Source organism: Streptomyces bathyalis (genome assembly GCF_015910445.1).
GTDB classification, from domain to species: Bacteria; Actinomycetota; Actinomycetes; order Streptomycetales; family Streptomycetaceae; genus Streptomyces; species Streptomyces bathyalis.
This window is the reverse complement of record NZ_CP048882.1, coordinates 2,236,734-2,262,721: the sequence shown is the minus strand read 5'-3', so window position 1 is coordinate 2,262,721 and position 25,988 is coordinate 2,236,734. Positions and strand designations below refer to the sequence as shown.

Sequence of the window (25,988 nt, the reverse complement as noted above, 5' to 3'; positions counted from 1 at the left end):
ATAGGAGTTCTTCAAGCTTTCTTTAAGTTCCTTCTTCCGGCCATCCCCTGCGGTCAGGCCTTGCCCGGGACGTCCAGGAGGTGTCCCTTGTCGCCGACGACGGGCAGCATCCGCCGGGCCAGCTCGCCGACCGGGCCGTCGCCCTCCTCCAGGTCAAGGGCGTGCCGGACGATCCGGGCCGTCTCGGCGTCCCTCGTGGCGGACGCCATCAGCAGGGCGACGAAGTGGTCCAGAAGCCAGTCGCGCAGCTCGTTGACGGGCGGCTGCTTGTCCTGGTCCAGCCACATCAGGGACGCGGCCTCGACCACCGTTATCCACGTGCTGACCGTCATGCGCAGCCGGGGACCCGCCACCTGGCCACCCGGCTGGTAGCCGAGGTGGAAGAGGATCTGGTCGGCGGCGGCCCGCCGCACCTCGTCGACGATCGCGTGCGTACGCGAGGTCTGTACGACGCTGCCGCCCTGCAGCAGAGCCATGAAGCCCGCGTCGTGCTGGTCGACGAACGCGAGGTAGCGCTCCAGGGCCCGCACGAGCCGCCGCGTGAGCGGCCCGGTCTGGGCCTCGGCGAAGCACTGCTCCAGTTCGTCGGCCGCGCTGCGCAGGGCCGCCTCGTACAACTGCTGCTTGCCTCCCGGGAAGTAGCGGTAGACCAGCGGGCGCGAGACACCGGCGGTGGCCGCCACGTCGTCGAGCGAGACGTCCTCTGGCGGATTGTGGGCGAAGAGGCCGAGCGCGGTGCCGATCAGCTGCGTACGCCGTTCGTCCACGCTCAGCCTGCGATACGCCGGTGCCGTGCCGCTGCTGCTCATTCCACGAGCGTAACCGGGACACCTCCCGGCGGGTCCCTACCGGGCCAGGAGACCGGAGCTGACCCACAGCTTGCGGCCGATGCCGCGCATGACGCCGATCTCGTCCAGGAAGTCGGTGAGCCGCCGGGCACCGGTCTGCATCACCTCGCGGCGGTGTCCGCTGGCCTTGACCTGCGCCATCGCCTCGCGCTTGTCCAGGCCCACGTTCGTATAGACCTCCGGGTTGATGAAGGAGATCGAGAAGACGCGGGCCGCCTCGCCCGAGCTGATGCGGGTGAACTCCGCCTCCCAGCGGGGGCAGCTGACCATCTGGCGGCGCAGCTCCTCACGCGCGTACCGCACGTGCCGCGCCTCCTCGACGACGTGGATGCGCGTGACGCCTCGCACGAGCGGCTGGATGCGCTCGTCGGGGAACGTCAGGCGCTGCATCCAGTCGAGGATCTCCTCGCCGAGGAGCGTGGCGGTGAAGGACCCGGGGGTCGTGGAGACGGACTTGAGCAGCCGCGCGAGGTTGTGGTGCAGGCGCGAGACGGGGTACGGGGGGACTCCGCTCTTGGTGATCAGCCGGGCGAACATCTTGGAGTGCCGGCACTCGTCCTCTATCTCCGTGAGGGCGTAGCGCACGTGGCTGCTGGTGAGCGGCTTGTCGTAGATGTGGCGCACCAGCAGCTGCATCAGGATGACCTCGAACCAGATGCCGAGGGAGGCGAGCGAGCCGGCTTCGTGGCGGGCGAGGTCGAGGCGCTGCTCCTCGGACATCCGCTTCCACATGGGGGTGTCGTAGAGCGAGACGAGCTCCGGCGGCCAGAACCACTTGCCCTCCTCGAAGGGCGCGTCCCAGTCCAGCTCCTCGTCCGGGTCGAACGAGTGCTTCTTGGAGGAGTCCAGCAGGCGCTCGGCGACCTGCTCCCGGTCCTTGAGCAGGCCGAGGGCGTCCCGGAGCGGCTGGATACCGGTCTTCTCGTCGGTGGCCGTGTCAGGGGTGATCGTCATGCTGGGCACCTCTTCGTGAGTTACCGAAGTTACTTCCCCTCGGTCTCCGGCCCGGGGAGACCCCAAGGCCGTCAGGTCTTATGAGACTGCCTGTCAGTAAGCGAGTCAATCCCTGCGACACACATTGCGCAGCTCTTGTTGACCAGGTGGTAACAGGCGTGTGAGCCTGCCAACTACCTGCTCACGGGCCCTGGTTGCCCCGGGCAGGGCCCCAGCAGCCCGGTGTCAGGAGGCGTCCATGTCCACGCACGACCTCTACGTCCACGGTCCGGGAGCCGCGGAGTGGGAGGTGCCGGCCTCGGGGGCGGCCCGCTTCAGCTGGGACTACGACGACGGACGCGACCGTCTCCTCGCCCTCTACCAGAAGGGCAAGGACAAGCAGTGGGACGGGCAGCTCCGCATCGACTGGGACCTCGAGGTGGACCCGAAGGACCCGCTCGGCACCCCGGACGAGGCCATGTCGCTCTACGGCACGTCCTACTGGGACAAGATGAACGACTCCGAGCGGGCCGATCTTCGGCAGCACTACGCGTCCTGGCAGTTCAGCCAGTTCCTCCACGGCGAACAGGGCGCGATGGTCTGCGCGGCGCGGATCGTGGAGTCCGTCCCCGACCTGGACGCGAAGTTCTACTCCGCGACGCAGACCATGGACGAGGCCCGGCACGCCGAGATCTACGGGCGCTTCCTGCACGAGAAGATCGGGATGGTCTACCCGATCAACGACAACCTCCAGTCGCTGCTCGGCGACACCCTCCGCGACTCCCGCTGGGACATGCCGTACCTGGGGATGCAGGTGCTCATCGAGGGGCTGGCGCTCGCCGCCTTCGGCATGATCCGCGACACGACGAACAAGCCGCTGCCCAAGCAGATCCTGGCTTACGTCATGCAGGACGAGGCCCGGCACGTCGCCTTCGGACGCATGGCGCTGCGTGACTACTACAAGCAGCTCACCGACGCGGAGCTGCGGGAGCGCGAGGACTTCGTCATCGAGGGCTGCTACCTCATGCGGGACCGCCTCAAGGGCGTCGAGGTGCTGGAGAACTTCGGCGTCCCGAAGGAGGAGGCCGAGGCCTTCAGCGAGCAGTCGGACTTCCTGAAGCTCTTCCGGCAGCTGCTCTTCAGCCGCATCGTGCCGTGCGTGCGCGACATCGGGCTGTGGGGCGAGCGGCTGCAGCGCGCCTACGTCGACATGGGCGTCTTCGAGATGGGGAACCAGAACCTGGACCTGCTCATGGCCCAGGATGAAGAGATCGCCGAGAAGCTGGATGCGGAACGGTTCGCCGCGGAGGAAGCGGAAAGGACCACCGAGGTCGCCGACGCGATCGCCGAGGGTGAGCGCGAGGAAGCGGAGGCCGACTCCGGGCGCTGACGCTGACGGCAGGGCTTTGGGGCCCCGGGTGCGCTGCTGCGCACCCGGGGCCTTCGTGCGTCACCGGAAAGCCTCGGGCGAAACACGGCGTACGTGTGGCACAAGGGACGCCAGCGACGTAGTTTGAAGGGGATCGGGAGTAATGACCGGTGTCATTACTCTTCGGGTGCTTTGAGCACCCAATGTGCTTCGGCCAGTAGGCACAGCTGCGGGAGGGCGGTCGGCGCCGCCGCGCTTGATCGCTGTGTCGGTTCCCGTGGTGACGCGCTACCCGTAGTTACCGCGCACCGGGAGGCATCAGGTCATGTCAGCAGTTCGATTCCGTGCGAAGCACGCACGCCACCCGCATGACGATGCACCCGACACCGCCGCACACTTCGAGCGCATCACGTCACTGCCGGACGGGGCGGAGAAGGAGGAGCTGCGCCAGGAGGTCGTACGGGCCTGGATGCCCATGGCCGACCGCCTCGCCCAGCGCTTCCGCAACCGCGGCGAGAATCTCGAGGACCTGCAGCAGGTCGCCGCGCTGGGGCTGGTCAAGGCCGTCGCGCGCTACGACCCGGCCCGTGGGTGCGCCTTCGAGAGCTTCGCGGTGCCGACCATCGTCGGGGAGATCAAGCGGCACTTCCGCGACTACATGTGGGATCTGCACGTGCCGCGCCGCGTGCAGGAGCTGCGCAACCGCGTACGTGCCAGCAGCCGCGAACTGGGCGTCACCCTCGATGACCGCTCGCCCACCGTGGCGCAGATCGCCGAGCACAGCGGACTCAGCCAGGAGGACGTCGTCATCGGCATGGAGGCGCTGGAGAGCTACAGCGCGCTGTCGCTCGACGCCGAGCTGTCCAAGAACGAGGACGGCTACTCCCTGCTCGACACCCTCGGAGCCACCGAGCCCGGCTTCGACCGCGTGACCTACCGCGAGGCGGTCAAGCCGCAGCTGCGCAACCTGCCGGAGCGCGAGCGCTACATCCTCTACCTGCGCTTCTTCTGCGACATGACGCAGAGCAGCATCGCCGAGCAGCTCGGAATCTCCCAGATGCACGTCTCGCGGCTCATCAGCCGTACCTGCGAGCGCCTCCACCGGGAGGTCGAGACCGAGGTGGCAGCCCGGGCTCACGACTCCTCCTCGGAGCGGACCCCGATGACGGTCTAGCCTCGGCCGGCCCGGGGGAGCCCGGCCCGTTCCGCGTCCAGGTCGCCAGGGATGCGGGCGGGCCGTTTCGCCGTCCGTGCGCGGGCGTACGGACTGGACGCGTACGCATGCCTGGTCAGGCGCCCTACGGAGTCGATTTCGGCCCGCCGCTGCGGCGAAATCGACGGGCCTGTCGTATGGAGACCCTATGAAGGTCCGGCCGGACCGCCGGCTACTACTGGTACGACCGGCACAACATCGACGACCCGAAGATCCAGTCGGTGCTCTACCACTGACGGCTGCGGCGCGCCCTGCGCTGCCCGGGACACGTGCGACACCTGCGCCGGCCCTCAACCGACCTGCCGCGCAGGCGGGTTCGCGTGCGGCAGGGCGCTGGCTGCTGTCCACCATCTGTGGACGGTCGCGATTCGCATGCCCGGGCGTGTGGCCGGGCACCACCGCGCGGGCGCGGAAGGTGGCGGTCCGTCACGTGTGCCGTGTGCGGAGGGGGCTCATAGCCTGCGGGCACTCACCACGCCGGACCCCGGCCCGGCCGCCCGCCGGACACAGCCCCCATGGAGGCCACTGCGATGAAACGGGCCAGCAGCGCCGCCGTACGCCCGTACCGCCTCGCGACCGTCGCCGCGCTCACCGCCGCAATGCTCTCCTTCCCCGCATCCGGCGGTGTGGCCGCGCAGCAGGACGCGGACCGCGGCTGTGCCCGGACGGACATACCGCGCGTACCCGGAGCCGAACATCAAAGGTCGGCCTGTCTCGACGAGTTGACGACGGCGGGCACCGTGGAGTCGGGACACACCGATCCCGCCGACTGGGCAGGTCTGACCCCTGCGGGGCTGCCCACGCCGAAGGGTGTGCCGGGCCTCCAGATCGACGGCTACTTCCCGGACACCTCGGCGACGAACACCAACAACGGCTGGCAGCACGACTCCCAGTTCGTGCTGCGGCTGCCCGCCCGCTGGAACGGCGGCCTCGTCGTCAGCGGCTCGCCCGGCAACCGTGAGCAGTACGCCAACGACCGGGCCATCGGCGACTGGGCGCTCGAGCGCGGCTACGCGTTCGCCGCCACCGACAAGGGCAACACCGGCGCGTCCTTCTACCGCGACGGACGGACACCCGGGGACGCGATCGCCGAGTGGAACCAGCGCGTCACGCAGCTCACGCGCGCCGCCCGCGCGACGGTCGCCGATCACTACCGGCGTCCGCCCGAGCGCACCCTGGCAACGGGCATGTCCAACGGCGGCTACCTCGTGCGCTGGCAGCTGGAGAACCGTCCCGAGCTCTACGACGGCGGCGTCGACTGGGAGGGCACGCTGTGGCGGGCAGGCGGCGAGCGGCCGAACCTGCTGACCTTCCTGCCGCAGGCGCTGCGCCACTACCCGGCGTACGCCGCCGGCGGCCCCGGCGCGGCGAAGGCCAGGAAGGCCCTGCACCGCGCCGGATTCCCGCGCGGCTCCGAATTCCTGTGGCCCTACTTCCACAAGAACTACTGGGACCTCACCCAGCGGGTGTACCGCGAGGAGATGGATCCAGGCTTCGACGGGGACACCGAGGCCGGTACCCCGTTCTGCGCGCCCGGGGACCCGGACGGTCCGCCGTGCGACGCGGACTACGAATACGGCGACCGTCCCGACGACGTCCGCCGGGCCGTCGCACGGGCCGGGCTCACCGGGCGGATCGGCAAACCGCTGATCACGCTGCACGGCACCCTCGACACCCTGCTGCCGATCGGCGAGGACTCTGACGTCTACGCCCGCATGGTGCGCGACTCCGGACGCGGCGGGCTCTTCCGCTACTACCGCGTCGAGGACGGCAACCACGTCGACTCGCTCGCGGACACCTTCCCCGACAAGCTGCGGCCTCTCACGCCGTGCCACCGCTCCGCGTTCACGGCACTGGAGCACTGGCTCGACGACGGCACGGAGCCGCCGCGCAGCCGCGACGTGCCCAGGCCGGACGGCGCCTCGCAGGCGGAGCTGACGAGGAGCTGCCCCCTCAAGAGGTGACCCGGGGCGCCGAGTTGGGGCCGAACGTCCTCAACGGCTCGGCACAGGACGGCTTCGGCCGGGTCGTTTCCACCCTTCTTGCGCGGGCACCCGTTGCGGTACATCAGCAGAAATCTCGTGGGGAGGAGGACTCACCGTGGGTGCTGAGAAGAAGCAGCAGGCCAAGAGCGACCAGCTCAGGGGCAAGTTCAAGGAGACCGTCGGCCGCGCGCTCGGCAACGAGCGGCTCGCGGCGGAAGGCCGCCGCGAGCAGTCGAAGGGCGACGCCCGGCAGGCGGCCGAGAAGGCCAAGGACGCCTTCCGGCGCTGACCGCGTGCGCGCCGCGGCTGCCGTGAGCGCGACGACGGAACATCCGAAGGGCCTGTGACGATCTGTCGTCACAGGCCCTTTTCCGTGCCGGATCCCGTGCCGATGGTTTCCGTACCGAATCGCGTGCCGATGGCCGCCGCTTCCTCACCGACGCCATGGACGGCCGGGGCACCCGCCCGAGGCGCCCAGCCGTCCAGGCAGCGACCCGGTGCGCAGTCAGTTCTGCGCGAGCATCCCGGCGCGGAGGCCGGAGAGAGCGCGGCTGAGCAGGCGGGAGACGTGCATCTGCGAGAGACCGAGGTGTTCACCGATCTGCGCCTGCGTCAGCTCGTCGCCGAAGCGCAGCTCGATGATCTTCCGGTCGCGCTCGGAGAGTTCGGCGAGGAGGGGCTTGAGGGCGTGGAAGTCCTCGACCAGTTCCATGGCCTCGTCACGTTCGCCCAGAACGTCCGCGAGGGAGGCCTCGCCCTCCTCGTCGTTGACCGTGGCGTCGAGGGACGAGGAGTTGTAGCCGTTGGCCGCGACCTGGCCCTCGACGATCTCCTCCTCGCTCACACCGAGATGCTCGGCGAGCTCGCTCACGCGAGGCGAACGGCCCAGCTTCGAGGTGAGCTTGTCGTTGGCCCGCGCCAGGTCCATGCGCATCTCCTGCAGGCGACGCGGAACGCGCACGTCCCACGTGGTGTCGCGGAAGAAGCGCTTGATCTCGCCGACGACGTACGGGATCGCGAAGGTGGTGAACTCCACCTCGCGCGAGAGGTCGAACCGGTCGATCGCCTTGATCAGGCCGATGGTGCCGACCTGCACGATGTCGTCCATGTCGTCGCCGCGGGAGCGGAAGCGGCGCGCCGAATACCGTACGAGCGTCAGGTTGATCTCGATGAGGGTGTTGCGCACGTACTGGTACTCGTGCGTGCCCTCCTCGAGGACTGCCAGCCTGTCGAAGAGCGTCTTGGAGAGCTGACGCGCGTCCTCGGGAGCAAGCTTCTCGGGCTCATCGATGACGGGCAGCTCGTGCGATTCCCCTCCGGCTCCCCGCCCTTCGAATACGGATGGCGACCCTGAGGGTGCTTCCTCCGTTGTCGTGACGGTCGGCGTTGCGGAAGTCATCGCGTGGACCTGCCCTTCACTTCGAGTCACTTGGGCGCCGGGCTGTATCGCCTACCCGGCTTCTGGCCGAACAAGCCTCCGGGAACGAAGTGTTGTCGCCTATGGGCAGTTTTGCGGCATCTTGAGGCGTCCGTCGACATCTAGTTGGCATGAGGCTTGCGTCGTTGGGCAAGCGGACCTGGGACCGACCGACAGACAGACCTCGGCGAGAACCCGGATCTCCGTACGCGCGTCGTACGGACGAACGGAGTCCGTCGAGGAGAGCGCGTCCTCGGCAGAGGACGGGAGGTGATGCCTGTGCCTACGGGTCACAGCCCTGCGGCGACAGGCGGAGGGGAACAACAGCAGGAGGCCCTGCTGGTGGATTCGGTGTTCACCGACATCGGGCAGGCACGCAAGGCCGTGGAGGAGCACCTGGCGAGCGAATGCGCCTGGGTGGACCTGAGCGGAGTACTCCTCGTCGTCTCCGAACTCGTGACCAACGCTCAGCGTCACGCTCGGGGGACGTGGCAACTGCGGGTACAGGCCGAACCGCATCGCGTGCGGATCGAGGTCACGGACCCCGTGCCGCTCCCGCCGCGCTGGCGGCAGGGGAAGCTCGACGGCAGCGGCGGCTGGGGTCTGCGCATCGTCGAGCAGTGCGCCGACACGCTGGAAGTGCTGGCGTCGGCCCACGGCAAGACCATGCGCGCGCAGTGGCTGCACCCTGACCGGGCCGGCGCGTCACTCAACTGATCCCACCCGCGTCCTGACTCACCGAGCCGCGCGCGAAGCCGCGTTCCGGTTGCCGCAGGGTGTGGGCCGGGTCGGTTGAGCGGCGGACGGTGCGGCGTGTGACAAGGTAAGACGCTGTGACGACCGGTGACGAGACGACGGGTGAGCCCCCGCAGCGCGGACGGGACGAGGAGACCGGGGGCGCGGATGCCGACGGCATCTCCCCTGTGGTCTCGCGGCGGCGCGAAGAGGGCGTGGAGGTGCTGACCCTCTCCGGCGAACTGGACATCACCACGGTCCAGGACGTCGTCCCCGTCCTGGACGACGTTCTCGACTCGGGCGCCGACAGGCTGGTGGTGGATCTCTCGCAGGTCAGCTTCGCGGACTCCTCGGCGCTCAATCTGCTCCTGCGCACGCGCACCCGCACGTCTCTCCATGTGGCCGGGCCCCTCCAGCCCTTCGTCGGGCGGCTGTTCGAGGTCACTGGCATCACGGGCGTCCTCAATGTGCGCGACACGCTGGACGACGCTGTGCGGGCGGCCGCGCAGCGGACCTGACGCGGGCTCAACCGGCCCTCGGGCCTTCCGGAAAGCCGCGGATCTGAGTACAAGTACTCATGCGCCCGGCAGCGGAGCAGTGGAGGATCTGCCGGAACACGCGCGACCGGCATCTCTCACCGAGATCTCTCCTCGACCGGGAAGAGTGACCATGCGGGACCGCAGTGGCTGGAAGCGAATTCTCTCGGCGGCGACGGACAACTGGCTGTCCCGCGTGTATTTGACAGTGTGTGCGGCATTGCTGGTCTGGACGGCCTTCGATGCCGTTCTCGCGAACGACGAAGGTCCTTCGTTCGCGGGAGTCTGGCCGATTTTCGCCACGCTGCCGACGAGTTTCCTCGTGGTGCTGCTCGCCGGCGGAATCGGTTTTCTGCTGCCGACGGCGGTGACCCTCCCGCTTTTCCTGATCCTGCTCGCCGCGGCGGCACTCATCAATGCCACGGTGCTCGGGCTGTTGCTGCGGTGGCTGCGAAGCCGCACGTCACAGGCCTGATCCGGGACGGCTGCCGCTGCCGGGGCAGACGTGTGCGCATTTCCCGTGAGGCACTTCGAGGGCGGGTGTGAATTTCACCGCCTGACATTCGTCATCGGTATCGGCTGAGGGCCCGGAGTGCATTGACGCGTTCACCTCAATACGCCTAGCGTTCCCCGTCGTCGGGCAACAGGCCGATGAAATCCGCGAGTTGGGACAACCGCCGCGGATTCGTCCGTCGCTGTGCCCGGCTGTCAGCCCGTCACGGGAAATCGGACGAAACACGGGGACCACATGAACCGCAGGACACGAATAGTTCTCCCCATGGTCGCGGGCGCTGCCGTCCTGGCATCCCTCACCCCCATGGCCATGGCCGGTGACGCTCCGGCGGAGCCCACCGCAGGCACCCAGGCGCGTGCGGCGAAGGCGGACGCCGGCGCCGAGGCCACCATCAGCCGCGACACCGTCATCAAGCGGGCCAAGACCTGGCTGACCGCCGTCAACGGTCACCAGGTTCCCTACAGCCAGAGCAAGACGTTCCAGGGCTACCGCACGGACTGCTCCGGCTACGTGAGCATGGCGCTCAAGTACGGGAAGCCGGGCACGAACACCGTGGGTCTGGCCTCCTCGCAGTTCACGAACAAGATCAAGATGTCGCAGCTGAAGAAGGGCGACCTGATCATCGACGCGAACGGCAGCTCCACGACCCGTCACGTCGTCATCTTCGAGAAGTGGACCAGCTCCGCCCACAAGTCCTACCGGGCCTACGAGCAGCGTGGCAGCTACGGCACCGACCACAGCACCCGCAGCTACGGCATCGGGAGCGACGAGTACGACGCCTACCGCCCGAAGAAGTACTGAGGCAGACGGCCGGAGTCAGCGACCCCGCGACTGTGCCCTCGTCCCGGAACAGGGACGAGGGCACAGTGCTGTCCGCGGGTCGGGAGGTGCGCGGCCCTGCTCACGCGGGGCCGCGGTCCGTTCCCTTACTTGTAGATCTCCTTGACCCACTCCGGGTGGTCGATGAACGGGTTCCGGTTCTTCTGGAACTTGTCGAAGATGACCTGGTTGCGGTTCTCCTCGAACTTGTCCGGCGGGTCCTCGTCGCTCCACTGCTTCAGGACCGAGATCCGCCCGATGTTGGGCTTGGAGCCGTTGTTGACGTCGTCGTTGGCTTCCAGGTCCGGGAACTCGTCGTCGCCCTCGTAGCGGACGTCCATGTAGAGGATCATGCGGGCGACATCGCCCTTGACCTCGTCGCGCGGCTCGAAGGAGTCCTCGTCCGTGCGGCTGCCCGGCGCGCCCTCGACTTCCTCGCCGCCCTTGTCGAAGTCCTTGCTGCCGCGGATGCTGTTGACCTTGGTGTTGGTCGGGCGCAGGTGGTGCACGTCCGTACCGGGGCCGTTGCCGGTGCCGAAGTCGCCGTGGGACTTGGCCCAGACGTGCTCACGGTTCCACTGGTCCTCTCCGCCGCCGTTGTTGTCCGCGGAATCGGACTTGCCGCTGTAGAGCAGGATGACGTTGCCCGCGTTGTCCGGGTCCTTGTCGGTCTCCTTCAGCGCGTCCCAGACCTCGTCGTACGAGAGCGTGGTCACGCCCTTGCTGATGATGCCGTGCAGCGCCTTCTTGAGCTCTTCGCCGGTCTTGCCTTCGGCGTCCTTGTAGTACTCGTCGTCTTCGGCGGCGCTGAAGGCCGGCTGTGCGCCGGAGGCCCGTGGGGTGCTCTTGTCCGGTGCGGTGGCCGTGCCCGCGGAGGCGGGGATCTGTATGACGGCGGCTATGAGCGCGGTGCCGGCGAGTGCGCCGAGCGTTCTGCGGCGCGCTGCGGAACGTATGAAGTCCACGTTGGCGTCCTCTCCCCGAGGATGTGGCGCCGTGTGCGCAATGTGGGGGTCACAGCACGGCACCGGCCGATGGGTGGTCGGCCGTGGAAGAGCCTTCCATTGCCTCGAACAACGATGCGGGACGTATATGAAACTGTGCTGTGAAGAAGTCGTGAAGCCTGGTGCGTCGTCACCCTGGGCTGTCCGCACTTCACTCGCTCAATGTCCCCATGATCGGGCTCTGTTGGGCGAACCGGACCCCTTCGCAAGTCCTTCCTGAATCTTGCGGGAAGCCTTTACAGGGGTGTGTGACCCCGTTACGTTCCCTTCAAGTTCCCGCCGATGCACGGGAATCGACGTCCGGCTGCCGGCGCGTGCGGCCTCCCGAGCGATGCGAAGGAGCCGTGGTGCGTGCGTGCACGCCTGCACGGGCCGCGGGCCCGTCTCGACGCACTCCTCGGGCTCACCTGTCCACCCCCCACCTCGAGGAGCTGAACCCCCTTGGGACGCCTGCGCTTTCTCCGACTGGCGGCAGCGGCCGTCACCCTCTCCGCCGTCATCGGCCTCATGCCGGCCGCCGGCCAGCCGGCACGGGCCGCCGCCGCGGATGCTCCGGCCCTCGGAGCCCACTACGACGGCAGCGGCGAGAGCATCACCTTCCGGGTGCACTCCTCCGCCGCGACGCGGATGCTCGTCGAGCTCTACGACAAGGCCGCCGGCGCCGACGAGAAGGCGAGCCTGCCGCTGGAGAGGGAGTCCGGTTCCGACGGCACCTGGACGGCGACAGTGACCGTCGCGGAACTCCGCGAGAAGTACGGCATCGAGGGCACCGTCTACTACGGCTACCGCGCATGGGGCCCCAACTGGCCCTACGACAAGGACTGGAAGAAGGGCTCCGAGGCCGGCTTCGTCTCCGACGTGGACGGCAAGGGCAACAGGTTCAACCCGAACAAGCTGCTCCTCGACCCGTACGCACTCGAAGTCAGCCACGACCCGCTGCGTGAGGGGATGACCGACAAAGGCGTCTACGGCTCGGGCCCCGAGCACCGCGATGAGGACAGCGGCGCGCAGGCCCCGAAGGGCATCGTGCTGCCCGGAACGGGATCCGGCGATGGGGGCACCTCCCAGGCCGAAGGCTCTGGGGGAGGCACGGGCGAGAAGCCACGGCGCGCGCTCAAGGACGACATCGTCTACGAGGTGCATCTGCGCGGACTGACCAAGAACGACCCCGCCGTCCCGGCCGCTGAACGCGGCACCTACAAGGGCGCTGCGGCGAAGGCGGAGGAGCTGGCCCGACTCGGCGTCACCGCCGTGGAGTTCCTGCCCATGCAGGAATCGCAGAACGACGCCAACGACGCCGATCCGGACAGCAGCGCGGACGACAACTACTGGGGATACGTCACCGACAACTTCTTCGCCCCGGACCGCCGTTACGCCGCGGACGACTCACCCGGCGGCCCCACCCGCGAGTTCCGCGCGATGGTCAAGGCGTACCACGACGCCGGCATCAAGGTCATCGCCGACGTGGTCTACAACCACACCGGAGAAGGCGGCCCCTGGAAGGAGGGGGACAAGAACACCTACGGCATCCACTCCTACCGCGGCCTGGACAACCCCACGTACTACTCGCTGACCGACGACCGCCAAGGACCCATGGACAACACGGGCGTCGGCGGCAACTTCAACACCTACAATCCGGTCGCGCAGAGCCTCGTCGTCGACTCCCTGCGGTACTGGAAGGACACCCTCGGCGTCGACGGCTTCCGGCACGACCTCGCACCCGTACTCGGCAACACCTGCGAGCACGGGTGCTTCAAGTACAGCGCCACCGACCCGAAGACCGCGCTGCACCGCATCACCGAGGAGATGCCCGCGCGCGGCGCGAGAGGCGGCGAGGGCACCGACTGGATCGCCGAGCCCTGGGCGCTCGGCGACGGCACGTACCAGATCGGCAACTTCCCGGAGGGCTGGGCGGAGTGGAACGGCAAGTACCGCGACACTCTGCGCGCCGACCAGAACAAGCCCGGAGAGAAGGTGACCCCGGGGCAGCTCGCCACGCGGTTCGCCGGCTCCTCCGACCTCTACGGCGACGACGGGCGGCGGCCCTCCAGCTCGGTCAACTTCATGGTCGCGCACGACGGGTTCACGCAGCGGGACCTCTACTCCTGCAACGAGAAGAAGAACGACCAGGCCTGGCCGTACGGCCCCTCCGACGGCGGGTCGGACGACAACATCTCCTGGGACCAGGGCGGCGGGGCCGCGGCCCAACGGCAGGCCGCCCGCAACGGATTCGCCTTCCTCATGCTCTCGGCGGGCACGCCGATGATGACCGGCGGCGACGAGGTCCTGCGCAGCACGCGCTGCAACAACAACCCCTACAACCTCGACAACGAGGCCAACTGGCTGGGCCACGACCCCGATTCGGACCAGCGCACCTTCCGTACGTACACGCAACGGCTGCTCGAGTTCCGCAAGGCCCACCCGGCGCTGCGGCCCGCGGACTTCTACACGTCGAAGGACACCAACGGCAACGGCACCGGCCAGCTCGACTGGTTCACGCCGGCAGGTTCCGCGCCGGACGACGCGTACTGGAACGACGCGTCCAACCACGCGCTCGCCTGGCGCATCGACGGCACCGAGTTCGATGACCCGGCCGACGGACTGTACGTCGCCTACAACGGGTGGTCGGAGGCGTCCGAGTTCACGCTTCCCTCGCCCGGCGAAGGTAAGGAGTGGCACCGCGTGACCGACACCGGCGCCGCGTCCGAGGGCGCCGACCAGGTGGCCGAGCCGGGCTCGGAGAAGCCGGTCGGCGGCAAGGGCACCAAGTACGAGCTGGGTGGCCGCTCCATGGCCGTGCTGATCGCCGAGTAACCGCCGCGGACCGCCCGCCGGTACGCCTCACGACGAGGCGGCCGGCGGGCGTTTCGTGTGCCCCGGCCGACGAACGGGAGTCGCGCGGGAAATCGTCACGGAATCCTCAACCATGCGACATCCACGGCGAGTTGACGGTGCCACTGCGTCACAGGTGTAGTGGGCCCGAAGCCGGTACAACGGGGAGAGACATTGAGCACGGGCTTTGAGATAGACATCACCGCGGCCGAGCGCGCACTGCACCGACTCGAAGAGTGCGACGAGCGCATGCAGCAGGCCAGGGAGCGCCTCAAGAACGTCGGCCCGAAGACGCTGGGAACGAACGGGCTGGACAACGCCTGTGACACCTTCCAGTCGGAATGGGACGACGGCATCAAGCGGATCGAGGACGCGGCAAAGGACATCAAGGACCGCCTCCGGACCACCATCGACACCTACAAGGCAGGCGAGGAGTCCACCGCCAAGGGATTCGGCGCGAAGTAACGAGGCGGAAGCAACGAGGGGGTACTCCGCATGTCCTATCGCAGCATCTTCATCCTGGGCGACGACGCCTGGCCCGGTCTGGGATTCAACCCTGCCAAGGGCAACCTCGAAGCCATCGACGACCTGGCCTCCGACGTGAAGGCCGTCAGTACCGAACTGGACGAGCTCGACGAACTGCTGACATCCATCGGGAAGAAGGACGGTGCCTGGAAGGGCGAGGCGGCGGACCGGTTCTCGAAGAAGCTCGGCGAACTGCCCAAGTACCTGAAGCAGGGCACCGATTCCATGGGGGACTGCGCGAAGGCGCTGCGCTCCTGGCACGGACAGCTCTCCGCGTTCCAGCGGTCGGCGCAGAACCTGGAGTCCGAGGCCGTCACGGCCCGGCGCGAGGCCGACCGTCTCACGCACGCCTACAACACGGAGAACGACCGTCTCAGGGCGCTCGGCCCCATGCCCGCCGACGAGGCCGACCGGCTCAACAAGAAGCTGGACCGGCAGCGGGCCGAGGTGGATCAGGCGCAGAACAAGCTGGAGAAGCTGATCCGTGAGGCCGAGGAGATCTACGGCCGCTGGAACGACCGGGCGCAGGAGGCCGAGGCGGCCATCATCAAGGCGTCCGAGAACCACCCGCCGGACTTCGGGCTGTGGGAACGGATCAGTGACGGCCTCAAGGAGGTCGCACGCGACGCCGGCGACTGGCTCGCCGAGAACGCCGACTTGCTCTCCACCATCTCCTCGGGCCTCGGAGCGGCGGCCCTCGCCTGCCAGATCATCCCCGGCGTCGGCACCGCCGTAGGCGCCGTGCTGGGTGCCGCTGCGGGCGCCTTCGCCCTCGGCGCGATGGCGGGCCACGCGGTCCAGGGCATGCGCGGGCAGAAGGGCGGCTGGGCGAAGATGGGGCTGGATGCGCTGTCGGTGATTCCCGCGGGGAAGGGTGCCGTGGCGTTGGTCAAGGGAGCCAAGCAGGCCGAGCAAGGAGCTGAAGCGGCAGCCGGGGCCGCCAAGGCGGCTCAAGCCACAACGCGTATGGGTGCTGCAAAGGACGCGGTCAACAGCGGGCTGCGCGAGCCACTCAGCCAGAAATACCTGCTGGGGCCCGCGGAGAAGGCCGTGGCGGGCGCTTTCGGCAAGACGGTCACGAACCCGGAAGCGCTGAACCACGCTTCCCAACTGACGGTCAAATCTGCTTCCTTCGGCTATGGCGCCTGGAACCAAGCCACCCGGTAGGGGAGGACAGGGGAGACCCGTTCACCCGCACACGGTAAGGAGACCCACCGTTGGCCACAGCAGAGGCCCGAGTGCAAAAGGCGCTCCAAGCTGCTCAACGGGCATGCCCGAACGAGAACTTGGAAGGCGTCTTCATCATCAGCCGCGGGGAGATGCCCGACTCGCTGCAGACCCCGTACCGCCAGCGGCCCAGAGTTCTGGAACAGCAGGGAGTGAAGCGAGCACCGCTTCGCAAGCTGGGTGACCTGTTGGGGCGCACGCTCATTCTGGACCTCCTCGGGCCCAAGAAGTCCATCCACTTCAACTCCGATCCGGAGGTCCGTGCCGACAGGCGGCGCCGCTCCACGGGTACTTCCTCCCTCGACCAGGTCGCGTGTCTGTTCTTCGGAGCGGCTGAGAGCCACGCCGGAAAGCTCCTGGTCGCTTCGCTCCCCCGGTCGAAGGCCAACGTTCAGCACCTGCTCTGTGTCACCGAGAGAGAGATCAAGCTGCTCCACGTCCCGCGTACGAAGCGCTTGAAGTACTACGCCAACGCGGTGGAAACCGGTTGGCGCGCCGACCGCAGAGACTTGGCATGGACTCGAAGCACAGCCTGGAGCCACGGTAACCAGGGCATGCAGTACGGGTTCACCGACGGAAGCTGGGTCACTTTCCCGACGCATTCACTGGCGGGGCAGATCCACTTCGCCGAAGTCTTCCCGCACACACTCACCAAGGAAGACCCGATCCCGCCCAACGCGAACTACCCCGAGCCGGAGCCCATGAGATGACGCAACCTGCGACGGGTAGCAGGTCGGAGCTGCACGTCGGGTGGCTCATGCCGGCGTTCTTCCACCCGCTTCCCGTGGATGCCACCGAGCCCGATGAACTGGCCGACAGCATTGTCGACTTGGCGAGGAAGGTGCTGGCAGATCGCAGCACCGACGAGCAGCACTTCTTCGCGCAGATGATGCTGCGGCAGACCGCGCGGCTCATCGAGGCCGAGGCGGAGTACGCAGGCATCTGCTTCGTGGAGCACGAGGACGAGCCGACCATGGCCACGGTCCTGGTCAACCGCGTCCCGTCACTCGCGGAGACCGTGGAGGAGGCGGCGCAGGCCACGGAGTCCCTGCTGAAGCGGCGATACGCGCACGACGACGTCCGCACGAGTGCGCTTGCGCTGCACAGCACTCCCGCCGTGACCCGTCTCGGCAGCCTTGAGGTGACCGTCCCGGCGGAACTGTCCCCCGACGGGCACCCGCAGACCCTCCTGCAGGGCGTCATCCAGACGTACGTGCCGCTGCCCGGGCAGGGCGAGACGATGGTCTTCGAACTGAACTCCCCGTCCCCGGGCGCCTGGGACATGTACAGGGAGATGTTCTCCGCCATCCTCGGCACCCTCGACTGGGCGACCGACGAGGAACTGGCCGAACAGCGGGAGCTGGAGCGAATAGCGGGGACACCCGCCCGGCCCGAACCGCACGAGCAGGCGTCGCAGTCCGAACCCGACGCGGTCGGCCAGGAGTTGGCCGACGCCATCCGTCACCGTTCCAGCCTCATCCTGGACGCCGTCGGAATGCGCGGCCCCGTCCGGGAGGAGTCCGACGACCTCACCTCCGTCACCTGCCCGCCGTGCCGTACCAAGGGACTGACCTCCGGCTGTAGGGTCCTTCACCACTGGGAGATGGTCCAGTTGGCGCCGGCGACGCTGCGGGAGATGCTCGCCGCCGCCCGCGCCCACCTGATCGGGAACGGCTTCACGGAGGACGCCGTGGCCGAAGGGCATGCCGTCTTCACCGGTCCCGGCGACTCCGTCAGCGCCCAGGGCTACACGGCCTCGCTCACCGCCGACACCGAGCAGGGCCGTCTCGTCGTCGACGTGGCGACCGTGTGCACCCGCGGTACCGCCACCTCCGTGGCCGGCGACTTCGGCTGACCGCACCCGCCCGCGGGACGGGCGCGAGCCTGAACCCCTCGGGGCAACCGGGGCAAACGGCGGGGTGAACTCAGGTGCCCTCGACGGCAGTTACCGGCCGCCGCTGTCCCCTTCCGCGCGCGCCTCGCGCGCCAGTTCGCGGAAGCGCGCAACCGCCGGGGTGGCCTTGCGGCGCAGCGTGTTGCCCGCGTCGCGTTCGAGGTCGTAGAGGCCCATCTGGACCAGCCAGTTGTCCGCGGGGTCGTCGGATTCGCGGTAGAGCCAGTCGACGAGGGCGAAGAACGGGAACCAGGTGTAGCCGACGAGATCCATGCCCTCCGCGCGCAGTTCACGGACGGTGCTCACGCTCTCCTCCAGCCACGCCAGCCGTTCCGCGGCCGGGCCGCCCCGGCTGGTCTCGGTCACGAGCAGCGGCTGGTCGTAGCGGGCGGCGTAGGTGTGCAGCAGATCGGTCAGACCCTCGGTGCCGGCCTCGACGGGGTGCGGTGTGCCGGTGTCCGGGTCGTGGCGCGAGGTGGTGAAGGCCGGGTAGTAGTTCACTCCGAGGATGTCGGGCGTCACGGCGTTGTCCCGGAACCACCTCAACTCCTGGTCCGTCGTGCCGTGCCGGGTGAGGTAACCGTGCATGGGGTGGTCCTCGTCCACGCGTCCCAGCACCAGATCCAGACCGATGAAGCGCCGCTCCAGAAGGTGTTCCAGGGGGGCGGGGTGGGTGTCGCCCGCCCACCGGAATCCGGCGTCGACGTGGACGAACACGGCCTCGGGCTGCACCTCGGCGATCCGCCGCTGGGTGAGCACCATGCCGCGCGCGAGCTGGACGATCAGCTTCACGAAGCCGTCGTCGCCGCGCAGGCAGGGCGGCCACAGGCCCTTCTCGCCGCAGTAGATCGCGTTGATGACGGGCTCGTTCAGCGGCGTCCAGTCCGTGAGGCTGCCGCGGTAGCGCTCGGCGACGGCACCCGCGTAGGCGGCGACGCGCTCCGGATAGGCCGCGTTGAGGAACTGGTTGTCCAGCCACAGCGGCGTCCCGTAGTGCATCAGGTCGACGACGCAGCGCAGGCCCAGCCTGTCCATGTGCGCCACGACCTCGTCGAGCCACTCCCAGCGGAAGTCTCCGGGCGCAGGCTCCACCAGGTACCAGGGGATACCCCAGCGGATCAGCTCGGCACCGGCGTCGGCGGCGAGGTCGAGGTCCTCGCGCCACAGCGCGTAGTGCTGGGTGAGTTCGTACTCGTCGAGCTTGCGGTGGCCGGCCGACTCCTGCGGCACGAAGGTGTCCTCGATGCCGACGGCGAAGCGCAGCCGCCCGTCCTCGAACCACCGGTTCACAGGCTCGTCCCTCCCGGCGCTCACTTGAGGCCCGTCGTCGCGATGCCCTGTACGAAGCTGCGCTGGATCAGCAGGAAGAGCACGATCACCGGCAGGAGGGAGAGCACGGCTCCGGCCATGAGCAGCCCGTACTGCGTGACGTGCTGCCCCATGAACAGCGACAGTCCGGCGGGCAGCGTGGCCCGGCTGGTGTCCGAGGTCATGATCAGCGGCCAGAGCAGGTCGTTCCAGTTGAACTGGAAGTGGAACAGGCCCAGCGTCAGCAGCGCGGGACGGGCCAGCGGCAGCACCACGCGCCAGTAGATGCGCCACTCCGACGCCCCGTCGACGCGTGCCGCCTCCTCCAGGTCCCTGGGCAGGGAGAGGAAGAACTGGCGGAGGAAGAAGATGCCGAAGGCGTTGGTCGCCCGAGGGACGATCATTCCCGTGAAGCTGTTGACCAGGCCGAGGTTGTTCAGCAGGTCGTACAGCGGGACGAGGGTGATCTGGAACGGCAGCATCAGCATGATCAAGATGATCACGAACACGGCCTCGCGGCCGCGGAATTCGAGCCTGGCCAGTGCGTAGGCGGCCATCGAGTCGAAGAGCAGCGAGACGACGGTGACCAGGCCGGCGAAGACGATCGTGTTGCGGTACAGCGTCGCGAACGGCAGCTCCTTCCAGATGTCGACATAGTGCTCGAGGGTGAAGGAGCGGGGCCACAGCGTCGGCGGGCTGGTGACGATGTCCTGCTCGGGCCGCAGCGACGCCAGCACCATCCAGATCAGCGGCAGCAGGACGGCCAGCGCGATCACCGCAGCGGCCACGATCGTGCTGATCCGCCAGACCAGAGCGAGGTCGATGCCGCGGCGCCGGGCCGGGGGCGTCCCGGGCTGCCGGGACTTCTGCGGGCCCGTCCGGTTGCCCGAGGTCCACGAGGCCCGCGGGCGCCGCGAGTTCTGCGGTGTCGTCGTCACAGGGTCACCGCCCGCTTGCGGAAGTAGCCGAACTGGAGCATCGAGAGCACGAAGACCAGGACCAGCAGCACCCACGAGATGGCTGCCGCATAGCCGAACTCGTTGCGCTCGAAGCCCACCCGGTAGGTGAAGACGACCAGCGTCTCCGTCTGGAAGAAGGGGCCTCCGTGCGTCATGACGTAGATCTGGTCGAACGCCTGGAGCGTCCCGATCGCCGCCATGATCGAGATGAGCATCGTCTGGTTGGTCAGCAGCGGCCAGGTGATGCGGCGCAGCCGCTGCCAGGCGCTCGCCCCGTCCACGCGTGCGGCGTCGTGGAGTTCGGGCGGGATGCCCTGCAGGCCGGCGAGGTACATCACCATGTAGAAGCCGAGGTTCTTCCACACGCCGACGGCGATCACGGCCGGCATCGCGTACGCCGGATCCTCCAGCCAGCCCTGCTCGGGCGAAACGCCCAGCCCCGACAGCCACTTGCTCAGCAGGCCGATGTTGGGATCGAGCAGGAACGCCCAGGCGATCGAGACGACGCCCAGCGAGACGACGAACGGAAGGAAGACGGCGGAGCGCAGGAATCCGCGCAGCGCCATCGACCGGTTCAGGAACAGCGCGAGTGAGAACGCGAGCACGACGCTCACCGGCGTGCTGACGACCGCGTAGACGAGGGTGTTCTCCAGGGCGTTCCACGCCTCCGGATCGTCCAGCAGCTGCCGGTAGTTGCCGAGCCCGACCCAGTGCGCCGCCTGCATCAGGTTGTAGTCGGTGAACGAGAGGTAGGCGGCCTGGATCATCGGCCAGACGACGAAGACGGCCAGCGCGGTGAGGCTGGGGGCGAGGAAGAGCCACGCCGCGCGGGTCTGGCGTGCACGCTGCGAACGGCGCGCACCGCGGCGGGGCGGACCCGTCCGCCGGTACGGTGCGGACCGCCGGGTCGCGCGGGCGCCCGGCACCGCGGGAGCCGATCGTGTGCGCGTCGGCATGGTCAACTCCCGCCCGGTGCCCGGTCCGTCGCCCGACGGGCCGTGTGTGTCCGTCACTTCTGCTTGTCGAGTTGCGCCTGCACCTGCTTGTCGGCCTTCTTGAAGACCGACTCGACGTCGTCCTTGCCGTCGAGCGCCCGCTGCAGTGCGGGGTAGAAGATCTGGTCGGTGATGGTCGGCCCGCTCACCAGCCCCGGCAGATGCGGGCGCGCGCTGTCGAGGACCTCTGGGGCGCCGAACTTGCCCGCGTAGGGATTGGCCTTGAGCTCCGCGGCCGAGATGTCCGTACGATCCGGCGGGAATCCGGTGCCCTCGGAGAAGGTCACCTGCGACTTCTTGCTGTTCCAGAAGGAGAAGAACTCGTAGGCGGCGGCCTTCTTCTGCGAGCTCGCCTTGGCGCTCACCCCGAAGGAGGTGACGCTGCTGAACGTCTGCTGTCCCTCAGGGCCCTTGAACGGGCGGGTGACGCCGTACTTCACTCCGGCTTCGGTGAACGGCGTGGTGGCCCACGGGCCGACGATCTCCATGGCGGCCTTCTCGGTCTGGAACAGCTTGTCGGCCTTGGCGCCGTTCAGGCCGACGGGGGAGACGTGCTCCGAACGCACCTGCTTCACCCAGTACTTGAGGGTCTTGAGCGTCTTGGGGTCGTCCAGCGTCGCCTTCTTGCCGTCCTTGCTCACCAGGTCGCTGCCGCCCTGCCAGATCAGGATCGGATACATGGGGACCGTCGCGCTGTCGGCGAGAGCGAGGGCGTACTGGTCGATCTTGCCGTCGCCGTCGGTGTCCTTGCTCAGCTTCGGCGTCATCTCGGCCAGCTCGCCCCACGTCTTCGGCGGCTTCTCGGGGTCGAGCTTCGCTTCCTTGAACATGGTCTTGTTCCAGAACAGCATGAGCGTGGCCATGTTGAGCGGCACGCCGTAGTTCTTGCCGTCGAACTTCGAGCTGCTGACGGCCGCGGGCACCAGCTTCGAGGTGTCCATGTGCTTCTTCGAGCTGTAGAAGTCGTCGAGGGGCTGGAGAACGCCCTTGTCGGCGTACTTGGGCATCTGGCCGGCGTCCATGGCGACGATGTCGGGGCCGCTGCCGGAGCTGACGCTGGTCAGCAGCTTCTGGTAGAAGACGTCCCACGGCATCGGGACGGACTTGACCTTCACCTTCTTCTGCGAGCCGTTGAACTCGCCTATCAGCTTGTCGACCGTCTTGCGGTCGCCGCCGGTGAGGCCGTTCCAGAACGTCAGCGTGGCCTTGCCGTTGGACGAGTCCGCCTCCTCCGAACCGCTGCCGCTGGCTCCCTGACCCGTGCAGGCGCTCAGCGAGAGGGCCAGGCCGGTCACGAGGACGATGCCGGTGCGGCGGAGCGGCCGCCGGGGAACGGCGCGCCGGAACAGGCCGTCGGGGATGTGGTTCCGCATGGGTCCTCCCGGTGTTCGTACCTGGCTGAAAGAGACGAGTGGAGGGGGCGACGGACCGTGGAAGCGGGCGTCGAGGGACCTTATTACAACGTTTACCTCAACGTTGTACAGGGTTGTTTCCAAAGATCTGCGTGGATCTGTGGGGCGGCTGTGACCAGTGAGCAGGCTGTCACCTTCTGTGCCGAAGCCCTCGGTGGCGAACTCCGGCCGCACCCGCTCCCGGGTCCCGGCACATCTCTCGACCAGGTGTCCGCGCGGCGCTACCGTTGAAGGTGGTTCTCTCCCTGAATGCCGGGCTTGTACGGCAGTGCAGGAGGCCCTGATGGTCGTCGAGGTGGTCGTCGGACTCGTGATCGCGTGCGCCCTGTACGCGATGGCAGCGGCACGGGTGGTCCGGCAGTACGAACGTGGTCTGGTCTTCCGGCTGGGGCGGCTGCAGTCCGGGATCAAGGAGCCGGGGTTCACGATGATCGTGCCCGGCGTCGACCGGATGCAGAAGGTCAACATGCAGATCATCACGCTGCCTGTGCCTGCCCAGGAGGGCATCACGCGTGACAACGTGACGGTCCGCGTCGACGCCGTCGTCTACTTCAAGGTGGTCCAGCCGGCAGACGCGATCATCCGCGTCGAGGACTACCGCTTCGCGGTCTCGCAGATGGCGCAGACGTCGCTCCGCTCGATCATCGGAAAGAGCGAGCTCGACGATCTGCTCTCCGACCGCGAGAAGCTCAACCAGGGCCTGGAGTTGATGATCGACAGCCCTGCCGTGGAGTGGGGCGTCACGGTCGACCGCGTAGAGATCAAGGACGTGTCGCTGCCGGAGACGATGAAGCGCTCGATGGCGCGCCAGGCGGAGGCACAGCGCGACAGGCGGGCCCGCGTCATCAACGCGGACGCGGAGCTCGAGGCGTCGAAGAAGCTCGCCCAGGCCGCCGAGCAGATGTCCGAGACCCCGGCCGCGCTGCAGCTGCGGCTGCTGCAGACCGTCGCGTCCGTGGCCACGGAGAAGAACTCCACGCTGGTGCTGCCCTTCCCCGTCGAGCTGCTGCGCTTCCTGGAAGGGCCGCGCGAGGGCACGGTGCCGAACGGCGGCAAGGGCAAGAAGGGCGCCAAGGCCGGCAAGAACGGCAAGGCCGGCAAGGTCAAGGGGGAGCAGAAGAAGTCCCTGCCGGAGGCGGCCACTTCGGAGGACCCGGTCACCGGCGTGGCCATCCCGCCGGACGCCCCCCTTCCGCCGGAGGCGGCCGTACCGGAAGGTCCGGCTCCCGGGGCGATCTCTCCGGACGACGTGCCCGAGGAACCGACCGAGGCGGCGGGCGAGGGGATGCCGGAGGCTTCCGCACCGGAGGGCGACTCGATTCCGGAGAGCCGGCGCAGGCGCAAGTGACCCGGGGCCAGGCCAGTGACCCGGCGCCCGCTGCCGGGGACCGGCCGTCGCGGGCGTGAAGGCAGGAAGGATCTGCCGCCCGGACCGGGTCGGCGCACGACGAAGGCCGATGCGGGCCCAGGGGACGGACGAACCGCCCCGGTGGCCGCACCGGCCTTCGTCGTCGCGGATGGCGGGCCGAGGTGGCCGGCTGCTGCTCCTGGAGTCAGGTCAGCCGGTGCACCGGGCGGCCGTCGCCCCAGCGTTTGATCGCTTCGTCGTCGGCGAATGCCAGCGCCCTCAGCATGTTGCCGCCGTCGCTGGCCTGCACGGACTTGCGCAGGCGCGCGCTGTGGGCGGCGCTGAGCTTCGTCGTGCCGGCCTCGATGGTGTCTCCGTAGAACGGTTCGAAGGCCACGCCCGCGAAGCCTGCCTGCCGCAGCAGGCTGGGCATGGTCTCGCGGGAGTAGAACATCAGGTGGTTGCGGGTGAACCCGTTCCACTGGGAGCCGTACGCCTTCAGCAGCAGTGACTGCGCGTTGACGGTGAGGATCATCAGCACGCCGCCGGGAGCCAGCAGGTTACGGAAGCTGGTGAAGTCGTCGACGGGACGGGGAAGATGGGCCAGCACCGACCAGAGGGTGACGACGTCGAAGCCGCCGGCGGCGATCTCCGGCACGTCCTCGGGGGCGCCGAAGTGCGCCGTGGCCGACGTCAGGCGCTCGTTGGCCTCCTTGACCGAGTCGGGCGAGAGGTCGACGCCGTGTGCGTCGAATCCGCGCTCCTCGGCCAGCTCCAGGAAGTACCCGGCGCCGCAGCCGAAGTCCAGCAGCCGGCGCTTGTCGCCCTCCTCGAAGACGGGCTTGAAGGCGTCCATGGCCTGCCGGTAGCGGCGCTGCCTGTTCGACGCGTAGTTGCCGGTCAGGAAGGTGCTGTAGTTCTTGGAGTACAGGTCGCCGAGGCGTTCCGGAAGGATGTTGGGGTTGCGGTACAGGAAGCCGCAGGACGGGCAGCGCACGACGTGGTAAGACCACGCGGTCTTGCCGTTCTTCTTGAGCTTGGACGGTTCGTAAAGCGGCTGCTGCTTCGACTCGCCACACATGTGGCAGGAGATGAACTCCTCGATCGCGCCGAGCTTGACGCGTGAGCGATATTCATCGAGGGATATCACTGGCGAAGTACGCAGCAGCCTGCGGTACTGCATCTCCCTCAATGCTCGCTCGCCCGGCCTGACATAGACACGCTGCGCCCACGGGATGCTGTCGTAACGCGATCCGTATACGGCACGGGCGACGGCTCGTTTGGCTGACACCATAGGGGTACCTCTCGAGACGGCTTTCGACTCACAGTGTCACCTGTGCACGCCATTGTTCAAATAGTGCTGTGACGCTTTTGTGTGCTGGCCGCCCGCTGTTCGCCTCTGAGTGATCTCCATCTGCTCACGCGGGGAATTTGATGGCGAGGATGTGCGCCGATATGCCCGTTTCATCGGGTGGTTGATACCGGTTTGGTGCTAACCGTCACCGACAGGGCGCCCCTTCCACTTCCGGATGTGCAGCGCCGATGGAGTTCGGGTGAGCCCTGTAATCAGTGGTGGACGGTGCGTGTCTTTTCGGCGGCTCAGCAGGGATTTTCGTGCCCATTGGGCACGCGTATGAACTGCCGAATCCTGCCCCCGGAGGAAGGTCTCCGTCTTGTGCGTGCATCGTCGGCCCACCCGCAACAGGCTGGATCTCCTTCACGGGTCGGGTAATCCGTGCACAAGGCAACGGGCATGGGAAGTCGCGTCCTGACCAGGAGGGGGCCGATGGGATCCGCGTTCCGGCGTAAGAGGCGCATAAACGAATTCTACGAAGCGGTAATGTCACGCAGTGCGACTGTAATGAGTCGGTAACAAAAGAATGCCGAGGACTCTGAATTCCCGCTGCCTTAACGGCAATTGGGCCGTTCATTACCGTCCATTGGTCGTCGCGGGGCCGGATGGGGCGGCTCGCTCGACCCTGGCCCGATGGGCAGGACCGCCCCCGTGTGGGTGCCCTCGCCACCGCCGTGTCATTCCCGCCCGGAGCGCTGCAGCACGGCTCGGAAGGGCTGCCGGCGGGGACCGCGAGGGTCGCGCGAGAGGGGCGCCCAGCG

The 25,988-nt window shown here is 68.1% G+C and carries 23 protein-coding genes; 14 read left to right on the top strand and 9 right to left on the bottom strand.

Annotated features, from left to right (window positions below; all coding sequences use genetic code 11):
- Positions 1-53: 53 nt before the first annotated feature.
- Positions 54-809 (bottom strand): TetR/AcrR family transcriptional regulator, encoded by a 756-nt coding sequence (locus tag G4Z16_RS09620; protein ID WP_197350442.1) that lies wholly within the window; start codon positions 807-809, stop codon positions 54-56.
- A 36-nt stretch (positions 810-845) separates the two neighbouring features.
- Positions 846-1,802 carry an AurF N-oxygenase family protein gene (locus G4Z16_RS09615; RefSeq protein WP_197350441.1) on the bottom strand — a complete coding sequence of 319 codons (957 nt, stop codon included), beginning with the start codon at positions 1,800-1,802 and terminating at the stop codon, positions 846-848.
- 238 nt (positions 1,803-2,040) lie between these two features.
- Between G4Z16_RS09615 and G4Z16_RS09610 the strand changes: the two genes are divergently transcribed.
- The 4 genes from G4Z16_RS09610 (at position 2,041) to G4Z16_RS09595 (ending at position 6,637) form a co-directional block, all read left to right on the top strand.
- On the top strand, positions 2,041-3,171 hold the full coding sequence (locus G4Z16_RS09610; protein WP_197350440.1) for a ferritin-like domain-containing protein: 1,131 nt from the start codon (positions 2,041-2,043) through the stop codon (positions 3,169-3,171).
- Between the two features lie 304 nt (positions 3,172-3,475).
- Positions 3,476-4,324: a SigB/SigF/SigG family RNA polymerase sigma factor gene (locus G4Z16_RS09605; RefSeq protein WP_197350439.1), complete on the top strand. Its 849-nt coding sequence runs from the start codon at positions 3,476-3,478 to the stop codon at positions 4,322-4,324.
- Positions 4,325-4,893: 569 nt separating this feature from the next.
- Positions 4,894-6,327, top strand: coding sequence for a 3-hydroxybutyrate oligomer hydrolase family protein (locus tag G4Z16_RS09600; protein ID WP_197350438.1), 1,434 nt, complete (start codon positions 4,894-4,896; stop codon positions 6,325-6,327).
- Positions 6,328-6,463: 136 nt separating this feature from the next.
- Positions 6,464-6,637 (top strand): CsbD family protein, encoded by a 174-nt coding sequence (locus G4Z16_RS09595; RefSeq protein ID WP_197350437.1) that lies wholly within the window; start codon positions 6,464-6,466, stop codon positions 6,635-6,637.
- 216 nt (positions 6,638-6,853) lie between these two features.
- Here the strand turns inward: G4Z16_RS09595 and G4Z16_RS09590 are convergent, their stop codons facing one another.
- Entirely contained in the window at positions 6,854-7,747 is an 894-nt protein-coding gene (locus tag G4Z16_RS09590; protein ID WP_197350436.1) for an RNA polymerase sigma factor SigF, read from the bottom strand.
- A gap of 291 nt (positions 7,748-8,038) precedes the next feature.
- Between G4Z16_RS09590 and G4Z16_RS09585 the strand changes: the two genes are divergently transcribed.
- The 4 genes from G4Z16_RS09585 (at position 8,039) to G4Z16_RS09570 (ending at position 10,351) form a co-directional block, all read left to right on the top strand.
- Entirely contained in the window at positions 8,039-8,482 is a 444-nt protein-coding gene (locus tag G4Z16_RS09585) for an ATP-binding protein (protein WP_197350435.1), read from the top strand.
- Between the two features lie 116 nt (positions 8,483-8,598).
- Entirely contained in the window at positions 8,599-9,018 is a 420-nt protein-coding gene (locus G4Z16_RS09580; protein WP_197350434.1) for an STAS domain-containing protein, read from the top strand.
- Positions 9,019-9,169: 151 nt separating this feature from the next.
- The gene (locus tag G4Z16_RS09575; RefSeq protein ID WP_197350433.1) at positions 9,170-9,511 is read left to right on the top strand and encodes an SCO4225 family membrane protein; all 342 of its coding nucleotides are present in this window, start codon (positions 9,170-9,172) and stop codon (positions 9,509-9,511) included.
- Positions 9,512-9,784: 273 nt separating this feature from the next.
- Positions 9,785-10,351, top strand: coding sequence for an NlpC/P60 family protein (locus G4Z16_RS09570; protein WP_197350432.1), 567 nt, complete (start codon positions 9,785-9,787; stop codon positions 10,349-10,351).
- Positions 10,352-10,476: 125 nt separating this feature from the next.
- Here the strand turns inward: G4Z16_RS09570 and G4Z16_RS09565 are convergent, their stop codons facing one another.
- A complete protein-coding gene (locus G4Z16_RS09565; protein WP_246530759.1) occupies positions 10,477-11,334 on the bottom strand; it encodes an endonuclease I family protein in 858 nt (285 codons plus the stop codon).
- A gap of 480 nt (positions 11,335-11,814) precedes the next feature.
- On the opposite strand from G4Z16_RS09565, the gene G4Z16_RS09560 reads away from it, so the two are divergent.
- From G4Z16_RS09560 to G4Z16_RS09540, 5 genes are all read left to right on the top strand, one after another.
- Positions 11,815-14,187 carry an isoamylase gene (locus tag G4Z16_RS09560; protein ID WP_197350431.1) on the top strand — a complete coding sequence of 791 codons (2,373 nt, stop codon included), beginning with the start codon at positions 11,815-11,817 and terminating at the stop codon, positions 14,185-14,187.
- 192 nt (positions 14,188-14,379) lie between these two features.
- Complete coding sequence (locus G4Z16_RS09555; RefSeq protein WP_197350430.1) at positions 14,380-14,670, top strand: hypothetical protein; 291 nt, start codon at positions 14,380-14,382, stop codon at positions 14,668-14,670.
- 30 nt (positions 14,671-14,700) lie between these two features.
- Positions 14,701-15,897 carry a putative T7SS-secreted protein gene (locus G4Z16_RS09550; protein WP_197350429.1) on the top strand — a complete coding sequence of 399 codons (1,197 nt, stop codon included), beginning with the start codon at positions 14,701-14,703 and terminating at the stop codon, positions 15,895-15,897.
- A 50-nt stretch (positions 15,898-15,947) separates the two neighbouring features.
- A complete protein-coding gene (locus G4Z16_RS09545; RefSeq protein ID WP_197350428.1) occupies positions 15,948-16,667 on the top strand; it encodes a hypothetical protein in 720 nt (239 codons plus the stop codon).
- A complete protein-coding gene (locus tag G4Z16_RS09540) occupies positions 16,664-17,812 on the top strand; it encodes a hypothetical protein (RefSeq protein WP_197350427.1) in 1,149 nt (382 codons plus the stop codon). The genes G4Z16_RS09545 and G4Z16_RS09540 overlap by 4 nt, the downstream gene beginning before the upstream one ends.
- Positions 17,813-17,902: 90 nt before the next feature.
- Here G4Z16_RS09540 and G4Z16_RS09535 read toward each other — a convergent pair whose 3' ends face one another.
- Genes G4Z16_RS09535 through G4Z16_RS09520 form a run of 4 tightly spaced genes read right to left on the bottom strand, consistent with a single transcriptional unit; the run spans position 17,903 to position 22,486 of the window.
- Complete coding sequence (locus G4Z16_RS09535) at positions 17,903-19,141, bottom strand: family 1 glycosylhydrolase (RefSeq protein ID WP_197350426.1); 1,239 nt, start codon at positions 19,139-19,141, stop codon at positions 17,903-17,905.
- 20 nt (positions 19,142-19,161) lie between these two features.
- On the bottom strand, positions 19,162-20,097 hold the full coding sequence (locus G4Z16_RS09530; protein ID WP_246530758.1) for a carbohydrate ABC transporter permease: 936 nt from the start codon (positions 20,095-20,097) through the stop codon (positions 19,162-19,164).
- A complete protein-coding gene (locus tag G4Z16_RS09525) occupies positions 20,094-21,074 on the bottom strand; it encodes a carbohydrate ABC transporter permease (RefSeq protein WP_197350425.1) in 981 nt (326 codons plus the stop codon). Before G4Z16_RS09525 ends, G4Z16_RS09530 begins: the two co-directional genes overlap by 4 nt.
- Positions 21,075-21,127: 53 nt before the next feature.
- Positions 21,128-22,486, bottom strand: a complete 1,359-nt coding sequence (locus G4Z16_RS09520; protein WP_197350424.1) for an ABC transporter substrate-binding protein — start codon at positions 22,484-22,486, stop codon at positions 21,128-21,130.
- Positions 22,487-22,808: 322 nt separating this feature from the next.
- On the opposite strand from G4Z16_RS09520, the gene G4Z16_RS09515 reads away from it, so the two are divergent.
- Positions 22,809-23,873 carry a slipin family protein gene (locus tag G4Z16_RS09515; protein WP_197350423.1) on the top strand — a complete coding sequence of 355 codons (1,065 nt, stop codon included), beginning with the start codon at positions 22,809-22,811 and terminating at the stop codon, positions 23,871-23,873.
- Positions 23,874-24,078: 205 nt separating this feature from the next.
- Here G4Z16_RS09515 and G4Z16_RS09510 read toward each other — a convergent pair whose 3' ends face one another.
- Positions 24,079-25,164 (bottom strand): class I SAM-dependent methyltransferase, encoded by a 1,086-nt coding sequence (locus tag G4Z16_RS09510; protein WP_197350422.1) that lies wholly within the window; start codon positions 25,162-25,164, stop codon positions 24,079-24,081.
- Positions 25,165-25,988: the final 824 nt, after the last annotated feature.